A 16,600-nucleotide genomic window follows, 5' to 3' on the forward strand; every position below is an offset into this window, starting at 1 on the left:
ACAAGGCTGAGAGACATGAGAAAGACGCCCGACCTCTCCACGCGGCAGCTGCGCGCCTTTCTCGCGCTGGCCGAGCACCGCAACTTCACGCGCGCGGCGCAGACCAGCCACCTGTCGCAGCCCGCCTTCAGCGCGCTGATCCGCACGCTCGAGGACGCGGTGGGCACGCGCCTGTTCGACCGCGACACGCGCAGCGTGCAGCTCACGCCCGAAGGCCGGCTGTTCGAAGGCTCGGCGCGCCGCCTGCTCGACGACATGGGCAGCGCGATGGGCGACCTGGCCGACCACGTGGAGCGCCGCAAGGGCCGCGTGCGCGTGGCCGCCCTGCCCTCGCTCGCGGCCGGCTGGCTGCCGGCCGTGTTCGCGGAGTTCATGCAGGCCTGGCCGGGCATTCGCGTCGACCTGGACGACGCGCTGTCCGACGCCTGCATCGCGCTCGTGCGCAGCGGCCAGGCCGACTTCGCGCTGGCGGCTTCGGGCGCGGAGGCGGCGGCGGGCACCGACCTGCGCGCGCGCAAGCTCTGCAGCGACCGCTTTCACCTCGTGTGCCGCGCCGACCATCCGCTGGCCAGCGAGCCGCGCCTGACCGTCAAGAAGATCGCGCCCTACCCCTTCATCCAGATGGCGCGCAACAGCAGCGTACGGCAGGCACTCGACGTGGCGCTGCATCCGCAGCGGCTGAACGCGGTGTTCGAGGTGGAGCACCTGGCCACCGTCATGGGGCTGGTCGAGGCGGGGCTGGGCATCAGCGTGGTGCCCGCGCTCACGCTGTTCCATTTCCAGCGCGAGACGCTGGTGACGCGGCCTCTTCCGCTGCCGGCGCTCACGCGCACGCTGTACCTGGTGCAGCGGCGTGAAGGCAGCCTGTCGGTGGCGGCGCAGACGCTGTATGACCTGATCGTTGCGCGGCTGGGGGCGCTGCGGCTGGACTGAAGCTGTCTACGGCGCTTGCAGTGCGTACACGTACTGGTCGTGCAGGACGTCGCCGATCTTCTCGGCCTTGCTCAGTTGCCCCACGCGCTCGAAGCCGAGGCGCTCGGCGAGCTTCCGGCTGCGCTCGTTGCCCGTGGCGCACTTGATGATGCTGCGGCGGACCACGCCGGCGCCCGCAAAGGCACGCACCAGCGCGGCAACCGCCAGGGTCGCCACGCCTTGTCCACGCGCGGCGCTGCCGAGCCAGTAGCCGATTTCGCCTTCCTTCCGGTCGTGGTCGATGGCGTTGAACGACACCACGCCCAGGATCTCCCCGCCACGCCAGACGCCGTAGACCGCGTTCTTTCCATTGCCGAAGGCGGTTTCGCAGGCGGCGCAGAACGCGGCCGTGTCGGCCTGCGCGTGGATGAACCGGGGCCAGTGCAGCGTGGACAGCAGGCCGTCCTTGTTGGTGACGATCAGCTGGTGCAGCAGCGGTGCGTCATGCACGACGAGCCGCCGCAGCCATAGCGCTTCGGACGCGTCGAAGGCGTCGGGAAAGTCGGTCATGGAAATCCTCCCTTTTTGTATCGAATCACTATATCGCCCTGCCCCACGACGACCAGTTGAGACAAGCCACCGCGCCAACGGCTCGCCACAATGGTCGCCCACGACGACCTCACGGAAGCCACCCCGATGGCGAATGCGCATGCAGCATGAAGAACAGATCGCGTTGATCCGGCGCGCGCTCGCGCTGATCGAGACCGGCGGCAGCGAACGCGGCGAGCCCGCCGTGAGCCCCGTGTCGCGCTACCTCGACCCGGCGCGCCATGAACGCGAGGTGGAACGCATCTTTCGCCGCCATCCGCTGGCGCTGTGCCCGTCGGCGTCGCTCGCGAACCCCGGCGATTCGTTCGCCATCGACGTGGCGGGCCTGCCGCTGCTGTTCGTGCGCGGACAGGACGGGCAGCTCAACGGCTTCGTCAACGCCTGCCGCCACCGTGGCGCACGGCTCAAGCCGCCGGGCGCATCGAACCAGCGCGCGCTGGTCTGCCCGTACCACAGCTGGACCTATGCACTCGACGGCACGCTGCGCGGGCGCCCTTCGGCACAAGACTTTCCGCATGCGCCGGCATCGTCATGCAAACTGGCCCGCGTGCCGGTGGCGGAAGCGCTGGGCCTGGTCTGGGCCGTTCCGCGCGCGGTGGCCGAGGGCGAAAGCGCCGCGCTCGACATCGACGGCTGGCTCGGCCGCTTCGGCGGCGACCTGCGCGGCTGGGGCTACGACGGCTGGGTGCCGGTTCACCAGCGCGCCTTCGACAACGCGGCCAACTGGAAGATCCCTTTCGAGGCGAACCTGGAGACCTATCACTTCCAGTACGCGCACCGCGACAGCATTGCGCCGCTGTTCTACGACAACCTGCTGATGGCCGACCACGACCGCCGGCACCACCGCCTCTTCCTGCCCAAGCGCAGCATCGAAAGCCTGCGCGGCATGCCCGTGCACGACTGGCGGGTGGGGCCGCACTCGAACATCATTTACTTCTTTTTCCCGGCAACCTTCGTCCTGCATGAAGGCGACCACGCCAATGCGTTCACCGTGCTGCCCGAATCGCCGGGCCGCTCGCGCGTGATCGCGAGCACGCTGATTCCCGAACTGCCGACAACGGAGAAATCGGCGAACTACTGGCGCAAGAACGTCGAGTCGTTCTGGGGCGCGCTCGACGAAGACTTTGCGCTCGGCGTGTCGGCACAGTCCACGCTCGCGAGCGGCGCGCAGCAGTCGCTGTACTTCGGCGCGACCGAGTGGTGCTCGGCCAAGTTCCACGCGGACGTGGAAGCAGCGCTGGGCGACTGATCAGGCCGGCTCGGCCTCCGTGTCCACGCTCGCGGCACCGGACGCCTTCTTAGCTGCCTCTGCCGCCGCTTCTTCCGCCGCCTCGGCGATCGCTGCCTGCGCCGTCGGGTTCGGCGTGGGCTCACCGATCTTGCGCAGCGTGTTGCGGTCGGTGTGGCTGAAGGGCTCGGCCTTGCCGCGCACGTCCAGCAGCGTTTCGATTTCGTACGACCAGCTGCCGTCGTCGTGGATCGACACCGCGATGCTGTAGCGCAGCGTCTTGAACGCATGCTCCAGGAACGGGTTGGCGAGGATGCCGTTGGTCTCGCCGCCGCGCACGGCCTCGAGCCTGAAGCTGCGGTCGTCGGGCTTGGCGCGGCCCGTGGCCATGCAGGTCAGCCCGCGCGGAATCGACAGCGTCTGGATCAGCGCGCCCGTGGCGGGCTCCCACAGCCAGTAGCCGACCTGGTCGTGAAAGGTCTCCACGTCATTGGGCTTGACGATGCGCAGGTGGTAGCGCAGCCCGTAGAAAATCTGCGGCCCGTTGGTCTGCGCATCGATGGGCTGGAACTCCGCATGCTCGATGAAGGCTTCGGCCTCGGGGCCGTCTTCCTTCGGGCTCACGTCGTGGCCCGCCGTGCCGACCCACAGGCCCGCCAGGCCCGTGAGCGGGCCCAGGTTGGCGAGCGTGTACGGGTCGGGCTCGGGTTCGGTGTAGATGTCGCTGGGGAACTGTTCCATTTTTTCTTCCTGAAATTTTTCTGGCGTGGGAGTGTCACTTACTGATCGAGGCGGATGCGACCTTGGCAATGATCGCACCCCATTTGCGGGCTTCGCTGTCGATGAAGGCCCGAAATTCTTCCGGCGAGCCGCCGCCCGGCACCAACCCCTGGTTGGCCAGCAGCTCGCGCACAGCGGGCTCCTGCAGCACGGCGTTGACGTCGGCGTTGATGCGCTGCACCACCTCGGGCGGCGTGCCGCTGCCGGTGAAGAAACCGTTCCACGCGAGCGACTCGAAGCCGGGATAGCCCGACTCGGCCACGGTCGGCAGGTCTTTCATGAGCTCGGAGCGCCTGGCGCTGGTCACGGCAATGAGCTTCACGCGGTGGCCCTGGATGAGCGGCAGCAGCGCGGGTGCCACCGTGAACAGCGCCTGCGTGTCGCCCGCCGCGAGCGACAGGCCCGCGGGCGGCGAGCCCGAGTACGGCACGTGCACCGCCTCGATGTGCGCCACGCTGCGAAACAGCTCCATCGTGAGGTGCGACGAGCTGCCCGCGCCCACCGACGCGTAGCTGAACCTGTCGCCGCGCTTCTTCGCCCATTCGATGAACTCGGGCAGCGTGTTCGCGGGGTTGTCCGCCTGCACCGCCAGCACGTTGGGCTGCGAGGTGGTGAGCACCACGGGCACCAGGTCCTGCGCGGGCACATACGGCATGCGCGCGTACATGTAGGGCGCGAAGGCGATGGGACCGTTGAAGCCGATGCCCAGCGTATAGCCGTCGTGCGGCGCTTGGCCACGGTGTCCATGCCGATGAGGCCGCCCGCGCCGGCCTTGGTCTCTATCACCACGGGCTGCTTCCAGATCACGCGCAGGCGGTCGGCCAGCGTGCGCGCGATCACGTCGAGCGAGCTGCCGGCCGGTGCCGGCACGATCACGCGCACGGGCTTCGACGGCCAGGCCTGCGCCCATGCGCCCGCGGTCAGCACGCTGGCAAGCAGAAGAAAGGTGGCGAGCTGGGTTGTCTTCTTCACTTCGGTCTTTCAATGGCTCGGTGCACGGCGGCAAGAAGTTATCACCGATTTCGCCGGCTTCGGGCATGCCCTGCACGCCGAGGCCGTTTCCCCGATGATGCGGCGATGACCTCTTTCACCGAGTTTTCAGCGCGGCGCCGCCTTGTGGTTGCCACTGCCGCGCTGCTGCCCTTTGCCGGCGCCGGCGGCCTCGCGCAAGCCCGGGCGGCCAACGCCACCAGCCTGCCGCCCAAAGCCATGACAGCCCTGCGGGCGGCCGTCGACGGCCCGCAGCGCACCCCCGCCTACCGCACCCGCGACGGCGCGCGGCACCCGCTCGAAACGCTGGCCTTCTTCGGCATCCGCCCCGATGCGGCGGTGATCGAGATCGCGCCCGGCGGCGGCTGGTACACCGAGATCCTCGCGCCCTACCTGCACGACCACGGCCGGCTCTACGCGGCCCACGAGCCGGCCGGCGGCTCGCCCGGCCAGCAGCGTGCGCGCGCCGCCTTCCGCGACAAGCTGGCGCGCGAGCCCAAGGTGTACGGTCGCGTGGTGCTCGGCACGCTGCCCACCACGGCCTTCACCGACATCCGCCCGCCCGGCGGCGCCGACGCGGTGCTGACCTTCCGCAACATCCACAACTGGATCGAGGACGGCCACTTCGATGAAAGCCTGCGCGCCTTCTACGCGGTGCTCAAGCCCGGCGGCGTGCTCGGCGTGGAAGAACACCGCGCGCCGCCCGGCACCAACCTGGCGCGCGTGATCGCGAGCGGCTATGTGCCGCAAGACTTCGTGATCGAACGCGCGAAGGCGGCCGGCTTCGAGTTCGCAGGCAGCAGCGAGGTCAACGCCAACCCGCGCGACACCAAGGACCATGCGAACGGCGTGTGGTCGCTGCCGCCCACGCTGCGCGGCGGCGAGGTCGACCGGGCGAAGTACCTGGCCATCGGCGAGTCGGACCGGATGACGCTGCGCTTCGTCAAGCCGCGGCGCGCGCGCAGCGGCTAGGCCCGCGCGCGCGCCGCCTGCTGCGCCGCGTCGATCCGCGCGTGGTTCGCCTCGGCCCAGCGGTCCACCGCCATCAGCGTCCGGCTGAGCGACAGCCCCAGCGGGCTGAGCCGGTACTCGACATGCGGCGGCACCGTTCGCAGGTCTTCGCGCAGCACCAGCCCGTTCTGCTCCAGCTCGCGCAGGGTCTGCGTGAGCATCTTCTGCGAGATGCCGCCGACCTTGCGCAGCAGTTCGTTGTTGCGCCGCGGCTTGCCGCGCAGCAACGGAACGATCAGCAGCGCCCACTTGTTGGCAACGAGTTCGAGCACGCGACGCGACGGGCAGCCGGCGTTCCACACGTCGCCTGCTGCATCTGCCACAACCGAGCTCTTCTTCGACGGCATCTTTGAATTTCCCATGGTTACCAGAAGGTGCGTACTTGCCGAGCGGTGCCCAGGCCGGAATTATCGGGTTCCGCTTTCCCCCCGCACAGCATCGAAGGAGTTTTTCATGGGTTGGATATTTCTGTTGACGGCAGGCCTGGTCGAGATCGCCATGGCCGCCGCGCTCAAGCAGTCGCAGGACTGGACGCGGCCCGTGCCGTCGGTCGTCGGCGTGCTGACCGCGCTGCTCAGCATCTACCTGCTGGCGCGCGCGCTGCGCTACCTGCCGCTGGGCCCGGCCTACGCGATCTGGACCGGCATCGGCTCGGTGGGCGTGGTGCTGATGGGCGTGCTGCGCTTCGGTGAGTCGCTCTCTGCCCCACGGCTGGCGTGCATCACGCTGGTGATCGCCGGCACGGTGGGCCTGCGCCTCGTCAACGACTGATGCACACGCAACGCACACCCGCCGCCATGACCACCCGCATCCTGCACATCGAAGCCTCGCCGACCGGCGCGCGCTCGCGCTCCGCCGATACAGCGCGTCACTTTCTGCAACAACATCGTGCGCTGCACCCCGACGTCGAGATCCAGACGCTGCACCTCTGGGAACTCGAACTGCCCGCGTTCGACGCCGCGATGATCGACGCCAAGTTCGCCGTGCTGCGCGGCACCCATGCCACCGAGGAACAGCAGCGCCAGTGGCAGAGCGCGGTGCGCATCGCGCGCGCGTTCAACGCCGCCGACAAGTACGTCTTCAGCCTGCCGATGTGGAATTTCGGCATTCCATACAAGCTAAAGCACTACATCGATGTGGTGACGCTGCCCGGCGAAAACTGGCTCTGGTCGCCCCGGGAAGGCTATCGCGGCCTGCTTCGCGGCAAGCGCGCCATGCTCGTCTACTCGAGCGCGGGCGACTACCCGGCTGGCTTTCCCTCTCACGAGAAAGACTTCCAGAAACCGTACATGCGGACCTGGCTCGGCTTCCTGGGCATCGACGACGTGATGGAGGTTGCCGCCGCGCCGACACTCGCGACGCCCGAGGCCGTGAACGCCTCGCTGGCGCGGGCACGAAATGAAGCCGAAAGGCTTGCAGAGCGGTTCTGATGACTTTCGGGTGCTTTAACCACTTCGCGAATGGGCCGATTTTCGGGGGGCTTCAAACCGTCACGACATCGCGGCAAGATGCGCATCCGCCGATTCTTGCGTCACCTCGACCTGCTGAAGGAGCCAGCCCATGTTCGCCACGCCCGAACGCACCATCAAGACCCCCGGCCCCGACCACGCGATCACCATCACGCCGAACCCGTTGCGCGTGGTGGTGTCGGTCGACGGCCGCGTCATCGCCGACACGCGTGAAGCGCTGACGCTGCGCGAATCGCATTTCGGAACCGTGCACTACATCCCCCGCAAGGACGTGAAGATGTCCTTGCTCGAACGCACCTCGCACGCCACCTACTGCCCCTACAAGGGCGAGTGCAACTACTACAGCATTCCGGCCGCGGCGAACGCTCGGTGAATGCGGTGTGGACCTACGAGTCGCCCTACGACCCGGTCGCGCAGATCAAGGACCACGTGGCGTTCTACCCCGACCGCGTGGGACCGATCGAAGAACGCGTCGTGTAGCAGCAGGCGCCTCGCGGCGCATCACGTGGAGAATGGCTCGGCCAACCACTCTCCACGCCCATGAACCTTCGACTCGCACTCTACGAACTGGCCCGCGTCCACCGACTGTCGCCGCCGCGGATGCACGCGCTGTTCGCGCTCGCGGAACTCGATGCGCCGCCGCCCCACCTGCCGGAACGTTTCTGGCGCGTGGTGGCGCTGCTTGCCGCAGGGCTCGGCGGCTTTGGACTCGTGATGTGGGTGGCGGCCAACTGGGGCGCGCTGGGCCGCGCCGGACAGTTCGCCCTGCTGCAAGGCTGGGTGCTGCTGACGGCACTGGCCGCATGGCGCGTCGCCGCCCTGCGCACGCCCATGGGCCTGCTGTGCCTGCTGGGCACCGGCGCGCTGTTCGCCTACTACGGCCAGACCTACCAGACCGGGGCTGATGCGTGGCAGTTGTTCGCGCTGTGGGCCGCGCTCACGTTGCCGCTGTGCCTGGGCGTGCGCAGCGACGTGCTGTGGTTCCCGTGGGTGATGGTCACGTGCAGCGCGATCAGCCTCTGGGTCTATGCGCGCACCGGCCATCGCTGGCAGGCCGACGACAGCGACCTGCCGATTCATCTCGTGGGCTGGGGTCTGGGCGTGTTGCTGGTCGTGGCGTTGAGCCCGTGGACACAACGCTGGGTCGGGGCCACGCACTGGTCGCGCCGGCTGGCGCTGCTGGCCATGGCGGTGAGCGTGACGCTGGCCGCGCTGGCGGGCCTGTTCGTTCGCACCGAGATTGCGCCGCACTATGTGCTGGGCCTGCTGCTGATGGGCGTTGCGGTCGGCATGCTGATGCAGCGGCGCTGGTTCGACATCGTCGGCCTGAGCGCCGCCCTGCTGAGCGTCGACACCTTGCTGGTCGCCGGCCTGGTTCGCTTTTTGTTCGAAAGCGGCGGCTCCGAGACGGTAAGCCGCCTGCTGGTCGTCGGGTTCGTGGCCGCGGGGCTGCTGGCGGTTTCGGTGGCCTGGATCATGCGGCGCCAGAACGGCATGCCGGCCTCTTCGACGCAAGAAGGAGCATCGGCATGACCGCCCCGCGCCAACTCATGCAACGCGCAACGGACCAGGGCCTGTTGCCGCCCGATGCGCAATGGCCGCGCGACGACACCCGTCCCTGGCCGGTGCTGCTGCTGACCGCGCTGGGCGCATGGCTCGCGGTGCTGCCGCTGCTGGGCGCGGTGGGCCTGGCCTTCGGCGATGCGCTGCTGCGTGACGGTCCGGTCCTGTACGTCTTTGGGCTGGGCCTGCTGGCCTTTGGCGTGCTCATCCTGCGCCAACGCGGCCTGGCACTGTTTGTCGAACAGCTCTGCCTGCCCGCACTGGTGCTGGGCCTGTGCTGCCTGGGCTGGGCGCTGTTTCGCGACGCGCCGGCTGCCAACGCCGCGCTGGGCATGTGCGCCGCGAGCGTGCTGCTGGCCGCGCTCACGCCGCTGCACTGGCTGCGCACGCTGCTGGGCGTGATGCTCGGCGCATTCCTGACCGTCGCGGCCATGGCGTGGTCGAAGGCCGGGCTCTCGCTCTGGGACTTCCTGGGGTCGGGCCGTTTCCGCTGGACGTGGTGGCTCTATGCCCACATCGGGTTGGCCGTGTGGCTCGTGCTGCTCTACCTGCTGCCACGGCTGGCGGACGCGCGCGCCGGCAGCCTGCTCACGAGCCTGGCCGACGGCTGGTGCGTGCAGCTGCTGCTGACGCTGGTGCTGCTGTCAGGTGCCACCTTCATGCTGGGCGGCATGGTGCCGGGCAGCGAGATCGGGCGCGAACTCGGGCAGACCGACGGCAGGTTCGACCTGTTCGGCAGCACCCGCAACCTGGTGTCGGCGCTGTACGCGCTGGCTGCGGCGGCGCTGCTGGGCTATCGCTGGCCCGCGCTGAGGCAGGCGCCCCTGCTGGGCCTGGGCGTGGCACTGCTGCTGACGGTGCTGTGCGGCTTCGTGCCCAACCTGGGCGCGGCCTGCCTCGGCGCCGCCGCGCTGGCGGTGACACGGCGCTGGCGGCTCGCGGCCCTGGGTTGCGCGGCCGCGCTGTGGATCGTGGGGAGCTTCTACTACCTGCTCGCGTGGTCGCTGGCGGACAAGGCGCTGCTGCTGGTCTCGATCGGAGCCGCGCTGGGTGTGCTGGCGCGGCTGGCATTGCGCGCCAAATCTCCCGGGGATGCGGCAGCCAGCGCGCCGGCCGCCGGCGCTGGTGGAAAGACAGGCAGCTGGCGGGCATCGCACTGGCGGGCGTGGCCACGCTGGTGGTGGCGAACATCGCCATCGTCGAGAAGGAAAACGTCATTCGCGACGGCCGGCCCGTGTTCGTGCGGCTGGCGCCGGTCGACCCGCGCTCGCTGATGCAGGGCGACTACATGCAGCTGGACTTCGGGTTGCCCAACCGCTGGGGCTGGAACAACCACCACCGTGGCGACCAGCGGCCGACCGTGTTCGTGCGGCCCGATCCGGCACTGCCGCTCGCCCACACGCTGCACCCGACATCGGGCGAAGAAGTGCGACAGGCGAACGACCTCGAGGTGCCGCTGAGCGCCAAGGACGGCGGCTGGGTCTTCGTCACCGACGCGTGGTTCTTCAAGGAGGGCGACGCCGAGCGCTATGCGCAGGCGCGCTACGGCGAGTTCCGCATCCTGCCCAATGGCTCGGCCCTGCTGGTAGGCATGGCGGACGGGCAGCTGCGGCCGATCCGGTAGCGCTGGCTGGAGTTCGTCCCATTGCGCCTTGCTGGCCGTCCCGATTCGTGGCACAAGCTGACCTGCGACCTGAACCTAACGAGGTAAAACCCCACATGTGTGATCTGAACGACCAGGAAGAACTCAAGAAGTACACCCGCCGCGACATCGCGACGTGGGCCGTATCCGCCGGCCTGCTGACCGCGTTGCCCGGGGTGGCCAACGCCGTGGCGGTGGCCGAGCGCGAGGTGAGCATCGCCACGGCGGACGGCACCTGCGACGCTTACTTCGTCGCTCCCACGGCGGGCACGGCGCCCGGCGTGCTGATCTGGCCCGACATCTTCGGCCTTCGCCCAGCCTTCAGGCAAATGGGGCGGCGGCTGGCCGAATCGGGCTACAGCGTGCTGGTGGTGAACCCCTTCTACCGTCAGAAGAAAGCGCCCACCGCGGCCCAAGGCGGGCAGACGCCCATCGCCGAAGTGCTGCCGCTGATGCAGGCCCTGACGCCGGCCATGCACCTGAGCGACGGCAAGGCCTTCGTGACCTGGCTCGATGCCCAGTCAGAGGTCGACAAGGCGCGCAAGCTGGGGACCACCGGCTACTGCATGGGCGGGCCGATCGCGGTGCGCACCGCCACCGTGGCGCCCGGCCGCGTGGGCGCCGTCGGCACCTTCCACGGCGCCGCCATGGTGACCGCAGCACCCGACAGCCCCCATCGGCTGATGGCCCAGACCAAGGCACGCTACCTGGTTGCCGTGGCCGAGAACGACGACGCCAAGGATCCCCAAGCCAAGGTCGCGCTGCGCGCCGCGTTCGACAGCGCGAAGCTGCCGGCCGAGGTGGAGGTGTACCAGGCAGCCCACGGCTGGTGCCCGCCCGACACGCAGGTCTACGACGCCGCCCAGGCCGAGCGCGCCTGGACGCGCCTGCTGGCGACATTCAAGGAGGCTCTGGCGTAGCCAGAAACAGCTTTCGGGAACGGGAGCGGCGGGCACTGCGCAACAGAGACGGTGCGCTCGCTCGAGCCCGCCATCGATCGACGCTAAAAAGAAGCCGACCCCGCTTGCGCAGGGCCGGCTTCTTTTTCTTGAGAAAGCAGCTTCGCCACCCAGGCGAAGCAGGCGCTACCGATTACAGCGGCAACGCGTCGCCACGGGCGGCGGCACGGGCCGCTGCGCGCACGGTGGCACGGTCGAGGCCGCTGGCCAGCACCGGTGCCACGCGCGAGGTCACGCCTTCGGCGTAGGGGTTCTCGCTGTGCGCGGCGGCCACGGCCTCGGCGCGAACGGCGGCGCGGCTGGTGGTCGAGGCGATCAGTTGCACGGGGCCCGAGTTGGCGCCGTCGGCATAGGGGTTGGCGCTGTGCGCGGCCACCACGGCCTGGCCGGCGACATCGGCGCGGCTGTTGGCCGAGGTCAGTTGATGCACGCCGTCATAGGTTTCGGCGTGGGCACCACCGGCGGCGGCGAGCAGGGCAAGGGCAACGGCGGAGAGGAGCTTCGAGGCGGTCATTCTGGATTCCTTCAATTGGTTGGGTTTGTTTCACCTGGATCAGCTGAAGGGCCGGTCCATGGGATGAATTGTGCGTCGCCATCTAGGTAAAAACCCTAGGCAAAAGGAACCGCGGTGTTCATGCGAAGGAAACAATCGCACCGCGCGCACCCAACCCCTGCCCGCTCGCGCCCTCAGTCGAGCAACACGCCCGCCAGCACCGTGCTCACGATGGTCTCGAGCGCCTGCTCGTAGTGCACGGCCGTGAGCTTCTTCACCTGCAGCACCGCGTTCACGATGGGCTCGTAGTCGGCATAGAACTGGGTCGAGGCCCAGAGCATGAAGAGAAAGTGCCGCGCGTCGATCTTGCGGATCTTCCTGGCGGCCATCCAGGCTTCGAGCACCTCGATGCTGGCGGCCGTGCTCTGCGCAATGTGCGCCCGGTCGGCCGCCGACAGGAACGCGCCGCCGCGCACCACCTCGTTGGCGAACAGCCGCGCCTCGAGCGGGTTCTTGCGGCCCAGCTTGAGCTTGGCCTCGACATAGGCGCGCAGCGCAACGGCCGGCTCCGTGCCCGCGTCGAGGATGCGCAGCGCGCTGTCCCACTCCTCCAGCAGCGGCGCGAAGGTGGCGCTGTAGAGCTCCTCCTTGGTCGCGTAGTAGTAGTAGACGTTGGCCTTGGGCAGCTCCGCCACGGTCGCGATCTCCGCGATGCGCGCGCCGTCGAAGCCCTTGGCCGCGAACACCTCGCTGGCGGCCTTGAGGATCTTGCGCTTGTTGGCCGCCCTGATCTCTCTGTCGGCCGTGGTTTCCGGCGTCGAGGGTCGTGTTGTCTTGGTGTCGCGCATGGCTATGAGTCGCTTTTTGACCGGGAACAAATTCTAGAGGCGCATCCATCTATCAGCGGGAAAGCACCAGCAAAAAATTCTGACCAACTCGTCAATTTCTTGCTTAGAATTTCTTGACGAAATGGTCAGCTTTTAAAGTTTGAATGTAGCTCATGCCCCAAGCCCTGCGCACCGCACTGCAAGAAACACTGGCCGACTGGCAGCACGACCTGCCCCAGGCCTGGCGCGCCGCGCTCGGTGACGTGCGCCTGGACTTCGAAGGCGTCGACGCGGGCCTGCAACTCGAAGCGTGGGAGCCCGTGTTCCCTGCGCGCAAGGCACGCCGCCTGCCCGGCATGCCGGCCGGCGCGCACATGCTCAAGGCCTTCGACAGCGTGATGCCGTCCAAGGTGCGCTGCCTCGTGCTGGGGCAAGACCCGTATCCGTCGATCGACATCGCCACGGGCCGCGCCTTCGAGGTCGGCAACGTGGCCGAATGGCGCGAGCTCGACAAGATGTTCACCAAGAGCATCCGCGCCTGGGTGCAGATGCTGGCCGAGGCACGCACCGGCGACGCGAGCTACGGCGGCAGCTTCGCCAACTGGCCGCGCACGCTCGCGGCCATCGAATCGGGCGCGCTGCCCTTCGAGACGCCCGCCACGCTGAGCGACCGATGGATCGACAGCGGCGTGCTGCTGCTCAACACCTCCTTCACGCTGAGCCGTTTCCAGGTGGCGATCGATCCGCACCAGTCGCTCGGCCACCTCGTGCTGTGGAAACCGCTGATCCAGGCCGTGCTGGCGCACCTGCTGCAACGCGGCGAGCCGCTCGTGTGCATGGGCTTCGGCGCCTCGGCCGCGCAGGCCTTCGCAGCGGCGGGCATTGCCCAGGGCCGCAGCGGCAACGTCGCCTGCATCCTGCGCGAGCACCCCGCCTACGCGGACGCCGTGCTCGGCCTGCCCAACCCCTTTGCCCTGTGCAACGCGCATCTCGCCGAGATGGGCTGCGCCCCCACGAACTGGTGACCCCATGAACGACAAGAACGACTACGACTACATCATCGTGGGCGCGGGCTCCGCGGGCTGCGCCCTCGCCGCGCGCCTGAGCGCGCGCCCGGCCACGCGCGTGCTGCTGCTGGAGGCCGGCGGCAAGGACTCGAACCCGCTGTTTCGCCTGCCGATGCTGATGGGCAAGCTGTTCCAGTCGGGCATCTACAACTGGCACTTCCACACCGAGCCCGAGCCCAACCTCAACGGCCGCAAGATCTACTGGCCGCGCGGCAAGGTGCTGGGCGGCACGTCGACCATCAACGGCATGATCTACGTGCGCGGCGGCAAGCAGGACTACGACGGCTGGGCCGCCATGGGCAACCCCGGCTGGTCGTACAAGGACGTGCTGCCCGCCTTCAAGCGCTCCGAAGGCCACATCCAGCGCGACGGCGTGTTCCACAACGCCAAGGGCGAACTCACCGTGTGCCGCGCGCGCGGATGGAACGCGCTGCTCGACGTGTTCTGCGCGGCGGGCCAGCAGGCGGGCTACCCGCTCAACGACGACTTCAACGGCGCCAGCCAGCTCGGCTTCGGCCGCTACGACTTCACCATCAAGAACGGCAAGCGCTGGTCGACCTCGTTCGCGTTCCTGCGCCCCGCGCTCCAGCGCAGCAACCTCAAGGTCGTGACGCGCGCGCGCACCCACAAGGTGCTGGTCGAGCGGGCCCGGGCCGTGGGCGTGTCCTATGAAGTCGCCGGCCAGATGCACACCGTGCGCGCGCGCAAGGAAGTGATTCTTTGCGCCGGCGTGGTCGGCTCGCCGCACCTGCTGATGCTGTCGGGCATCGGCCCGAAGGACGAGCTGGACCAGCACGGCATTGCGGTGCTCAAGCCGCTGCCCGGCGTGGGCGGCAACCTGCAGGACCACGTCGACTGCGTCATGTCGTACGAGTGCAAGCAGCCCGTCACGCTCTACAAGGACCTGCGCTTCGACAAGATCGCGTTCTCGGTGGTGCAGGGCATGCTGTTCGGCGAAGGCATCACCACCACCTTTCCCTACGAGGCCGGCGCCTTCATCAAGACCTCGCCCGCGCTCGAGAATCCCGACGTGCAGCTGCACTTCATGCCCGCGCTCGAGAAGACGGCCAACCTGTATTTTCCCAACCCGTTCAAGAAAAGCACGGTCGAGGCCAAGCACGGCTTCACGCTGCGCGTGGGGCCGGTCAACCCGAACAGCAAGGGCCGCATCCGGCTGCGCTCGGGCCGCCCGACCGACGCGCCGATGATCCAGCCCAACTACCTGGACACCGAGTTCGACCGCAAGACCATGGTCGATGCGATTCGCGCCACGCGCCGCATCATCGACCAGCCCGCGTTCGACGCCTACCGTGGCAAGGAAATTGCACCGGGCCCCGACAAGCAGAGCGACGAAGACCTCGTCGCGTGGCTGCGCGCCACCGCCATGACCACCTTCCACCCCGTGGGCACCTGCAAGATGGGCCACGACGAGATGGCCGTGGTCGACCACCGGCTCAAGGTGCACGGCATTGCCGGCCTGCGCGTGGCCGACGCCTCGATCATGCCGGTCATCTCGAGCGGCAACACCAACGCCCCGGCCATCATGATCGGCGAGAAGTGCGCCGAATTCATCCTGGCCGGCGAATAGAACCCCAGGACAAGAAGGAGCACTCCATGATCATCGAACACCGCCTCTACACCTTCCGCCCCGGCACCATCGACCAGTGGCGCGAGAAGTACGAACGCGAGGGCCTGCCCGTGCAAAAGCGCCACCTCAACCGGTTCGTGGGCCTGTACATCTCCGAGATCGGCCGGCTCCACACCTCGGTGCTGATCTGGGCCTACGACAGCCTGGCCGACCGCGAGGCGCGCCGCGCCGCCATGTACGCCGACCCCGAGTGGCAGTCGTTCATCAAGAGCGTGTGGGCGCTGGACGCGATCCAGAGCCAGGACGTGATGATCATGAATCCCGTCCCCAGCTCGCCCACGCCCTGAGCGTTTTTTCGTCCGCAACTTCGTCCGCCCGTTCTTCAACCCGAGAGATATCCGCATGACAAGCAACGCATCTTCCCGCCCCGCCGCGCCCCGCCGCCAGATCCTCAAGGCCGCGGCCGGCCTTGGCGGCGTGGCCATGGCCAGTGCCCTCTATCCGCTGATCGCGAATGCCAAGGGCGGGCTGATCGCGCTGGTGCACACGCAAGCCGCGGGCGACGCCAGCGCGGTCGACGCGATGATTGCGCGGCTCAAGCAGCTGGGCAAGGAAACGGGCATGCAGACGCGCGCCATCTACGCCAAGGACCCCTCGACCTACGAGACCATCTTCCGCACGCTGGGCGACGCGGGCGCGGCCATCATCGTGTCGACCTTCAACGAGGTGACCGAGCCCTTCAAGGCGCTCGCGCCCAAGTACCCGAAGACGCAGTGGCTGCAGCTGTTCGGCGACGAGATGAAGCCCGCCATTCCCAACGTGACCACCGTGTCCTACGACTACTACCTGGGCACCTACCTGGCCGGCATCTTCGCGGGCCGCATGTCGACCACGGGCAAGATCGGCTTCATCGGCGGCATGTCGATCCCGCCGTTGAACGCCGACTACAACGCCTTCAAGGCCGGCGTGCTGTCGGTGCGCAAGGACGCCGCCGTCACGGTCGCGTTCGCCGGTTCGTTCCAGGACCCGGTGAAGGGCCGCGAGATCGCCACGCAGATGTTCAACGGCGGCATCGACTTCATCCAGACCGACGCCGCCGCCACCGACGCGGGCATCATCGCCGCCGCCAACGACAAGCCGGGCCGCCTGCTGAGCTGCCTGGACCCCGCGCAGTACCCGCAGGGGCCCAAGACGCTGATCTCCATCGTCAGCCTGCACTTCGGCAAGTCGCTGTACGACGAGGCCAACAAGATCCTCAAGAACGGCAAGGGCGGCACGCACCTGAGCACCGGCCTGGGCACCGGCGTGGTGGGCCTGGAGCTGTCGCCGCTGTTCCAGAAGGAAGGCGACAAGGCCGTGGCCGCCAAGGCCGAAAAAGTGATGACCGAGATCCGCACCGCGCAGGCGGCCATCCTCGGCGGCACGCTGAAGGTGCCGTTCAACACCGTTCTCTGAACCCCGC

Annotated in this window: 20 protein-coding genes and 1 pseudogene; 15 read left to right on the forward strand and 6 right to left on the reverse strand. The window is 68.3% G+C overall.

Translation table 11 applies throughout. From position 1 onward, the window contains the following. Positions 1-15 precede the first annotated feature (15 nt). Positions 16-933 (forward strand): LysR family transcriptional regulator, encoded by a 918-nt coding sequence (locus BMG07_RS12575; protein ID WP_198084849.1) that lies wholly within the window; start codon positions 16-18, stop codon positions 931-933. A gap of 6 nt (positions 934-939) precedes the next feature. On the opposite strand, the gene BMG07_RS12580 is transcribed toward BMG07_RS12575, so the two are convergent. Next, the gene (locus BMG07_RS12580; RefSeq protein ID WP_198084850.1) at positions 940-1,482 is read right to left on the reverse strand and encodes a GNAT family N-acetyltransferase; all 543 of its coding nucleotides are present in this window, start codon (positions 1,480-1,482) and stop codon (positions 940-942) included. 139 nt (positions 1,483-1,621) lie between these two features. Between BMG07_RS12580 and BMG07_RS12585 the strand changes: the two genes are divergently transcribed. Continuing rightward, positions 1,622-2,770 carry an aromatic ring-hydroxylating dioxygenase subunit alpha gene (locus BMG07_RS12585; RefSeq protein WP_198084851.1) on the forward strand — a complete coding sequence of 383 codons (1,149 nt, stop codon included), beginning with the start codon at positions 1,622-1,624 and terminating at the stop codon, positions 2,768-2,770. On the opposite strand, the gene BMG07_RS12590 is transcribed toward BMG07_RS12585, so the two are convergent. Further along, the gene (locus BMG07_RS12590; RefSeq protein WP_198084852.1) at positions 2,771-3,490 is read right to left on the reverse strand and encodes an FABP family protein; all 720 of its coding nucleotides are present in this window, start codon (positions 3,488-3,490) and stop codon (positions 2,771-2,773) included. Positions 3,491-3,524: 34 nt separating this feature from the next. Beyond that, positions 3,525-4,331 (reverse strand): tripartite tricarboxylate transporter substrate binding protein, encoded by an 807-nt coding sequence (locus tag BMG07_RS12595; protein WP_269758904.1) that lies wholly within the window; start codon positions 4,329-4,331, stop codon positions 3,525-3,527. Between BMG07_RS12595 and BMG07_RS41990 the strand changes: the two genes are divergently transcribed. After that, complete coding sequence (locus tag BMG07_RS41990) at positions 4,260-4,610, forward strand: hypothetical protein (RefSeq protein WP_269758908.1); 351 nt, start codon at positions 4,260-4,262, stop codon at positions 4,608-4,610. The genes BMG07_RS12595 and BMG07_RS41990 overlap by 72 nt on opposite strands. After that, positions 4,607-5,491 (forward strand): class I SAM-dependent methyltransferase, encoded by an 885-nt coding sequence (locus tag BMG07_RS12600; protein WP_198084853.1) that lies wholly within the window; start codon positions 4,607-4,609, stop codon positions 5,489-5,491. Before BMG07_RS41990 ends, BMG07_RS12600 begins: the two co-directional genes overlap by 4 nt. Here the strand turns inward: BMG07_RS12600 and BMG07_RS12605 are convergent. Next, positions 5,488-5,892, reverse strand: coding sequence for a helix-turn-helix domain-containing protein (locus tag BMG07_RS12605; RefSeq protein WP_198084854.1), 405 nt, complete (start codon positions 5,890-5,892; stop codon positions 5,488-5,490). The genes BMG07_RS12600 and BMG07_RS12605 overlap by 4 nt on opposite strands. 91 nt (positions 5,893-5,983) lie before the next feature. Between BMG07_RS12605 and BMG07_RS12610 the strand changes: the two genes are divergently transcribed. From BMG07_RS12610 to BMG07_RS12640, 7 genes and pseudogenes are all read left to right on the forward strand, one after another. Further along, a complete protein-coding gene (locus BMG07_RS12610) occupies positions 5,984-6,301 on the forward strand; it encodes a multidrug efflux SMR transporter (RefSeq protein WP_198084855.1) in 318 nt (105 codons plus the stop codon). A gap of 26 nt (positions 6,302-6,327) precedes the next feature. Next, entirely contained in the window at positions 6,328-6,960 is a 633-nt protein-coding gene (locus BMG07_RS12615) for an FMN-dependent NADH-azoreductase (RefSeq protein ID WP_198084856.1), read from the forward strand. 130 nt (positions 6,961-7,090) lie between these two features. After that, positions 7,091-7,479: pseudogene (locus BMG07_RS12620) on the forward strand (DUF427 domain-containing protein). Positions 7,480-7,539: 60 nt separating this feature from the next. After that, complete coding sequence (locus BMG07_RS12625) at positions 7,540-8,532, forward strand: DUF2157 domain-containing protein (protein WP_198084857.1); 993 nt, start codon at positions 7,540-7,542, stop codon at positions 8,530-8,532. Beyond that, positions 8,529-9,836 (forward strand): DUF4401 domain-containing protein, encoded by a 1,308-nt coding sequence (locus BMG07_RS12630; protein WP_198084858.1) that lies wholly within the window; start codon positions 8,529-8,531, stop codon positions 9,834-9,836. Before BMG07_RS12625 ends, BMG07_RS12630 begins: the two co-directional genes overlap by 4 nt. Next, positions 9,728-10,186 (forward strand): GDYXXLXY domain-containing protein, encoded by a 459-nt coding sequence (locus BMG07_RS12635; RefSeq protein WP_198084859.1) that lies wholly within the window; start codon positions 9,728-9,730, stop codon positions 10,184-10,186. The genes BMG07_RS12630 and BMG07_RS12635 overlap by 109 nt, the downstream gene beginning before the upstream one ends. Before the next feature lie 95 nt (positions 10,187-10,281). After that, positions 10,282-11,124: a dienelactone hydrolase family protein gene (locus tag BMG07_RS12640; protein WP_198084860.1), complete on the forward strand. Its 843-nt coding sequence runs from the start codon at positions 10,282-10,284 to the stop codon at positions 11,122-11,124. Positions 11,125-11,296: 172 nt separating this feature from the next. Here the strand turns inward: BMG07_RS12640 and BMG07_RS12645 are convergent, their stop codons facing one another. Beyond that, complete coding sequence (locus BMG07_RS12645; protein ID WP_198084861.1) at positions 11,297-11,677, reverse strand: helicase SNF2; 381 nt, start codon at positions 11,675-11,677, stop codon at positions 11,297-11,299. A gap of 173 nt (positions 11,678-11,850) precedes the next feature. After that, positions 11,851-12,504 carry a TetR/AcrR family transcriptional regulator gene (locus BMG07_RS12650; protein WP_198084862.1) on the reverse strand — a complete coding sequence of 218 codons (654 nt, stop codon included), beginning with the start codon at positions 12,502-12,504 and terminating at the stop codon, positions 11,851-11,853. A gap of 152 nt (positions 12,505-12,656) precedes the next feature. Here BMG07_RS12650 and BMG07_RS12655 point away from each other — a divergent pair, with 152 nt between their 5' ends. Genes BMG07_RS12655 through BMG07_RS12670 form a run of 4 tightly spaced genes read left to right on the forward strand, consistent with a single transcriptional unit; the run spans position 12,657 to position 16,593 of the window. Then, the gene (locus BMG07_RS12655) at positions 12,657-13,508 is read left to right on the forward strand and encodes a hypothetical protein (protein WP_198084863.1); all 852 of its coding nucleotides are present in this window, start codon (positions 12,657-12,659) and stop codon (positions 13,506-13,508) included. 4 nt (positions 13,509-13,512) lie between these two features. Beyond that, positions 13,513-15,138 (forward strand): GMC family oxidoreductase, encoded by a 1,626-nt coding sequence (locus tag BMG07_RS12660; RefSeq protein WP_198084864.1) that lies wholly within the window; start codon positions 13,513-13,515, stop codon positions 15,136-15,138. Positions 15,139-15,164: 26 nt separating this feature from the next. Continuing rightward, entirely contained in the window at positions 15,165-15,485 is a 321-nt protein-coding gene (locus BMG07_RS12665) for an NIPSNAP family protein (RefSeq protein ID WP_198084865.1), read from the forward strand. A gap of 55 nt (positions 15,486-15,540) precedes the next feature. After that, entirely contained in the window at positions 15,541-16,593 is a 1,053-nt protein-coding gene (locus BMG07_RS12670) for a BMP family ABC transporter substrate-binding protein (RefSeq protein ID WP_198084866.1), read from the forward strand. Positions 16,594-16,600 lie beyond the last annotated feature (7 nt).

The sequence above is a fragment of the Variovorax sp. E3 genome (assembly GCF_016082275.1).
In the GTDB taxonomy this organism is placed as follows: Bacteria; Pseudomonadota; Gammaproteobacteria; order Burkholderiales; family Burkholderiaceae_C; genus Variovorax.

Bases quoted from the DNA above. Each gene is read 5' to 3' on its own strand.
- BMG07_RS12585 (WP_198084851.1), top strand. From the start codon at position 1,622: ATGCAGCATGAAGAACAGATCGCGTTGATCCGGCGCGCGCTCGCGCTG.
- BMG07_RS12580 (WP_198084850.1), bottom strand. From the start codon at position 1,482: ATGACCGACTTTCCCGACGCCTTCGACGCGTCCGAAGCGCTATGGCTG.
- BMG07_RS12665 (WP_198084865.1), top strand. From the start codon at position 15,165: ATGATCATCGAACACCGCCTCTACACCTTCCGCCCCGGCACCATCGAC.
- BMG07_RS12625 (WP_198084857.1), top strand. From the start codon at position 7,540: ATGAACCTTCGACTCGCACTCTACGAACTGGCCCGCGTCCACCGACTG.
- BMG07_RS12660 (WP_198084864.1), top strand. From the start codon at position 13,513: ATGAACGACAAGAACGACTACGACTACATCATCGTGGGCGCGGGCTCC.
- BMG07_RS12645 (WP_198084861.1), bottom strand. From the start codon at position 11,677: ATGACCGCCTCGAAGCTCCTCTCCGCCGTTGCCCTTGCCCTGCTCGCC.
- BMG07_RS12670 (WP_198084866.1), top strand. From the start codon at position 15,541: ATGACAAGCAACGCATCTTCCCGCCCCGCCGCGCCCCGCCGCCAGATC.
- BMG07_RS12615 (WP_198084856.1), top strand. From the start codon at position 6,328: ATGACCACCCGCATCCTGCACATCGAAGCCTCGCCGACCGGCGCGCGC.
- BMG07_RS12605 (WP_198084854.1), bottom strand. From the start codon at position 5,892: ATGGGAAATTCAAAGATGCCGTCGAAGAAGAGCTCGGTTGTGGCAGAT.
- BMG07_RS12650 (WP_198084862.1), bottom strand. From the start codon at position 12,504: ATGCGCGACACCAAGACAACACGACCCTCGACGCCGGAAACCACGGCC.
- BMG07_RS12600 (WP_198084853.1), top strand. From the start codon at position 4,607: ATGACCTCTTTCACCGAGTTTTCAGCGCGGCGCCGCCTTGTGGTTGCC.
- BMG07_RS12640 (WP_198084860.1), top strand. From the start codon at position 10,282: ATGTGTGATCTGAACGACCAGGAAGAACTCAAGAAGTACACCCGCCGC.
- BMG07_RS12575 (WP_198084849.1), top strand. From the start codon at position 16: ATGAGAAAGACGCCCGACCTCTCCACGCGGCAGCTGCGCGCCTTTCTC.
- BMG07_RS12610 (WP_198084855.1), top strand. From the start codon at position 5,984: ATGGGTTGGATATTTCTGTTGACGGCAGGCCTGGTCGAGATCGCCATG.
- BMG07_RS12590 (WP_198084852.1), bottom strand. From the start codon at position 3,490: ATGGAACAGTTCCCCAGCGACATCTACACCGAACCCGAGCCCGACCCG.
- BMG07_RS12655 (WP_198084863.1), top strand. From the start codon at position 12,657: ATGCCCCAAGCCCTGCGCACCGCACTGCAAGAAACACTGGCCGACTGG.
- BMG07_RS12630 (WP_198084858.1), top strand. From the start codon at position 8,529: ATGACCGCCCCGCGCCAACTCATGCAACGCGCAACGGACCAGGGCCTG.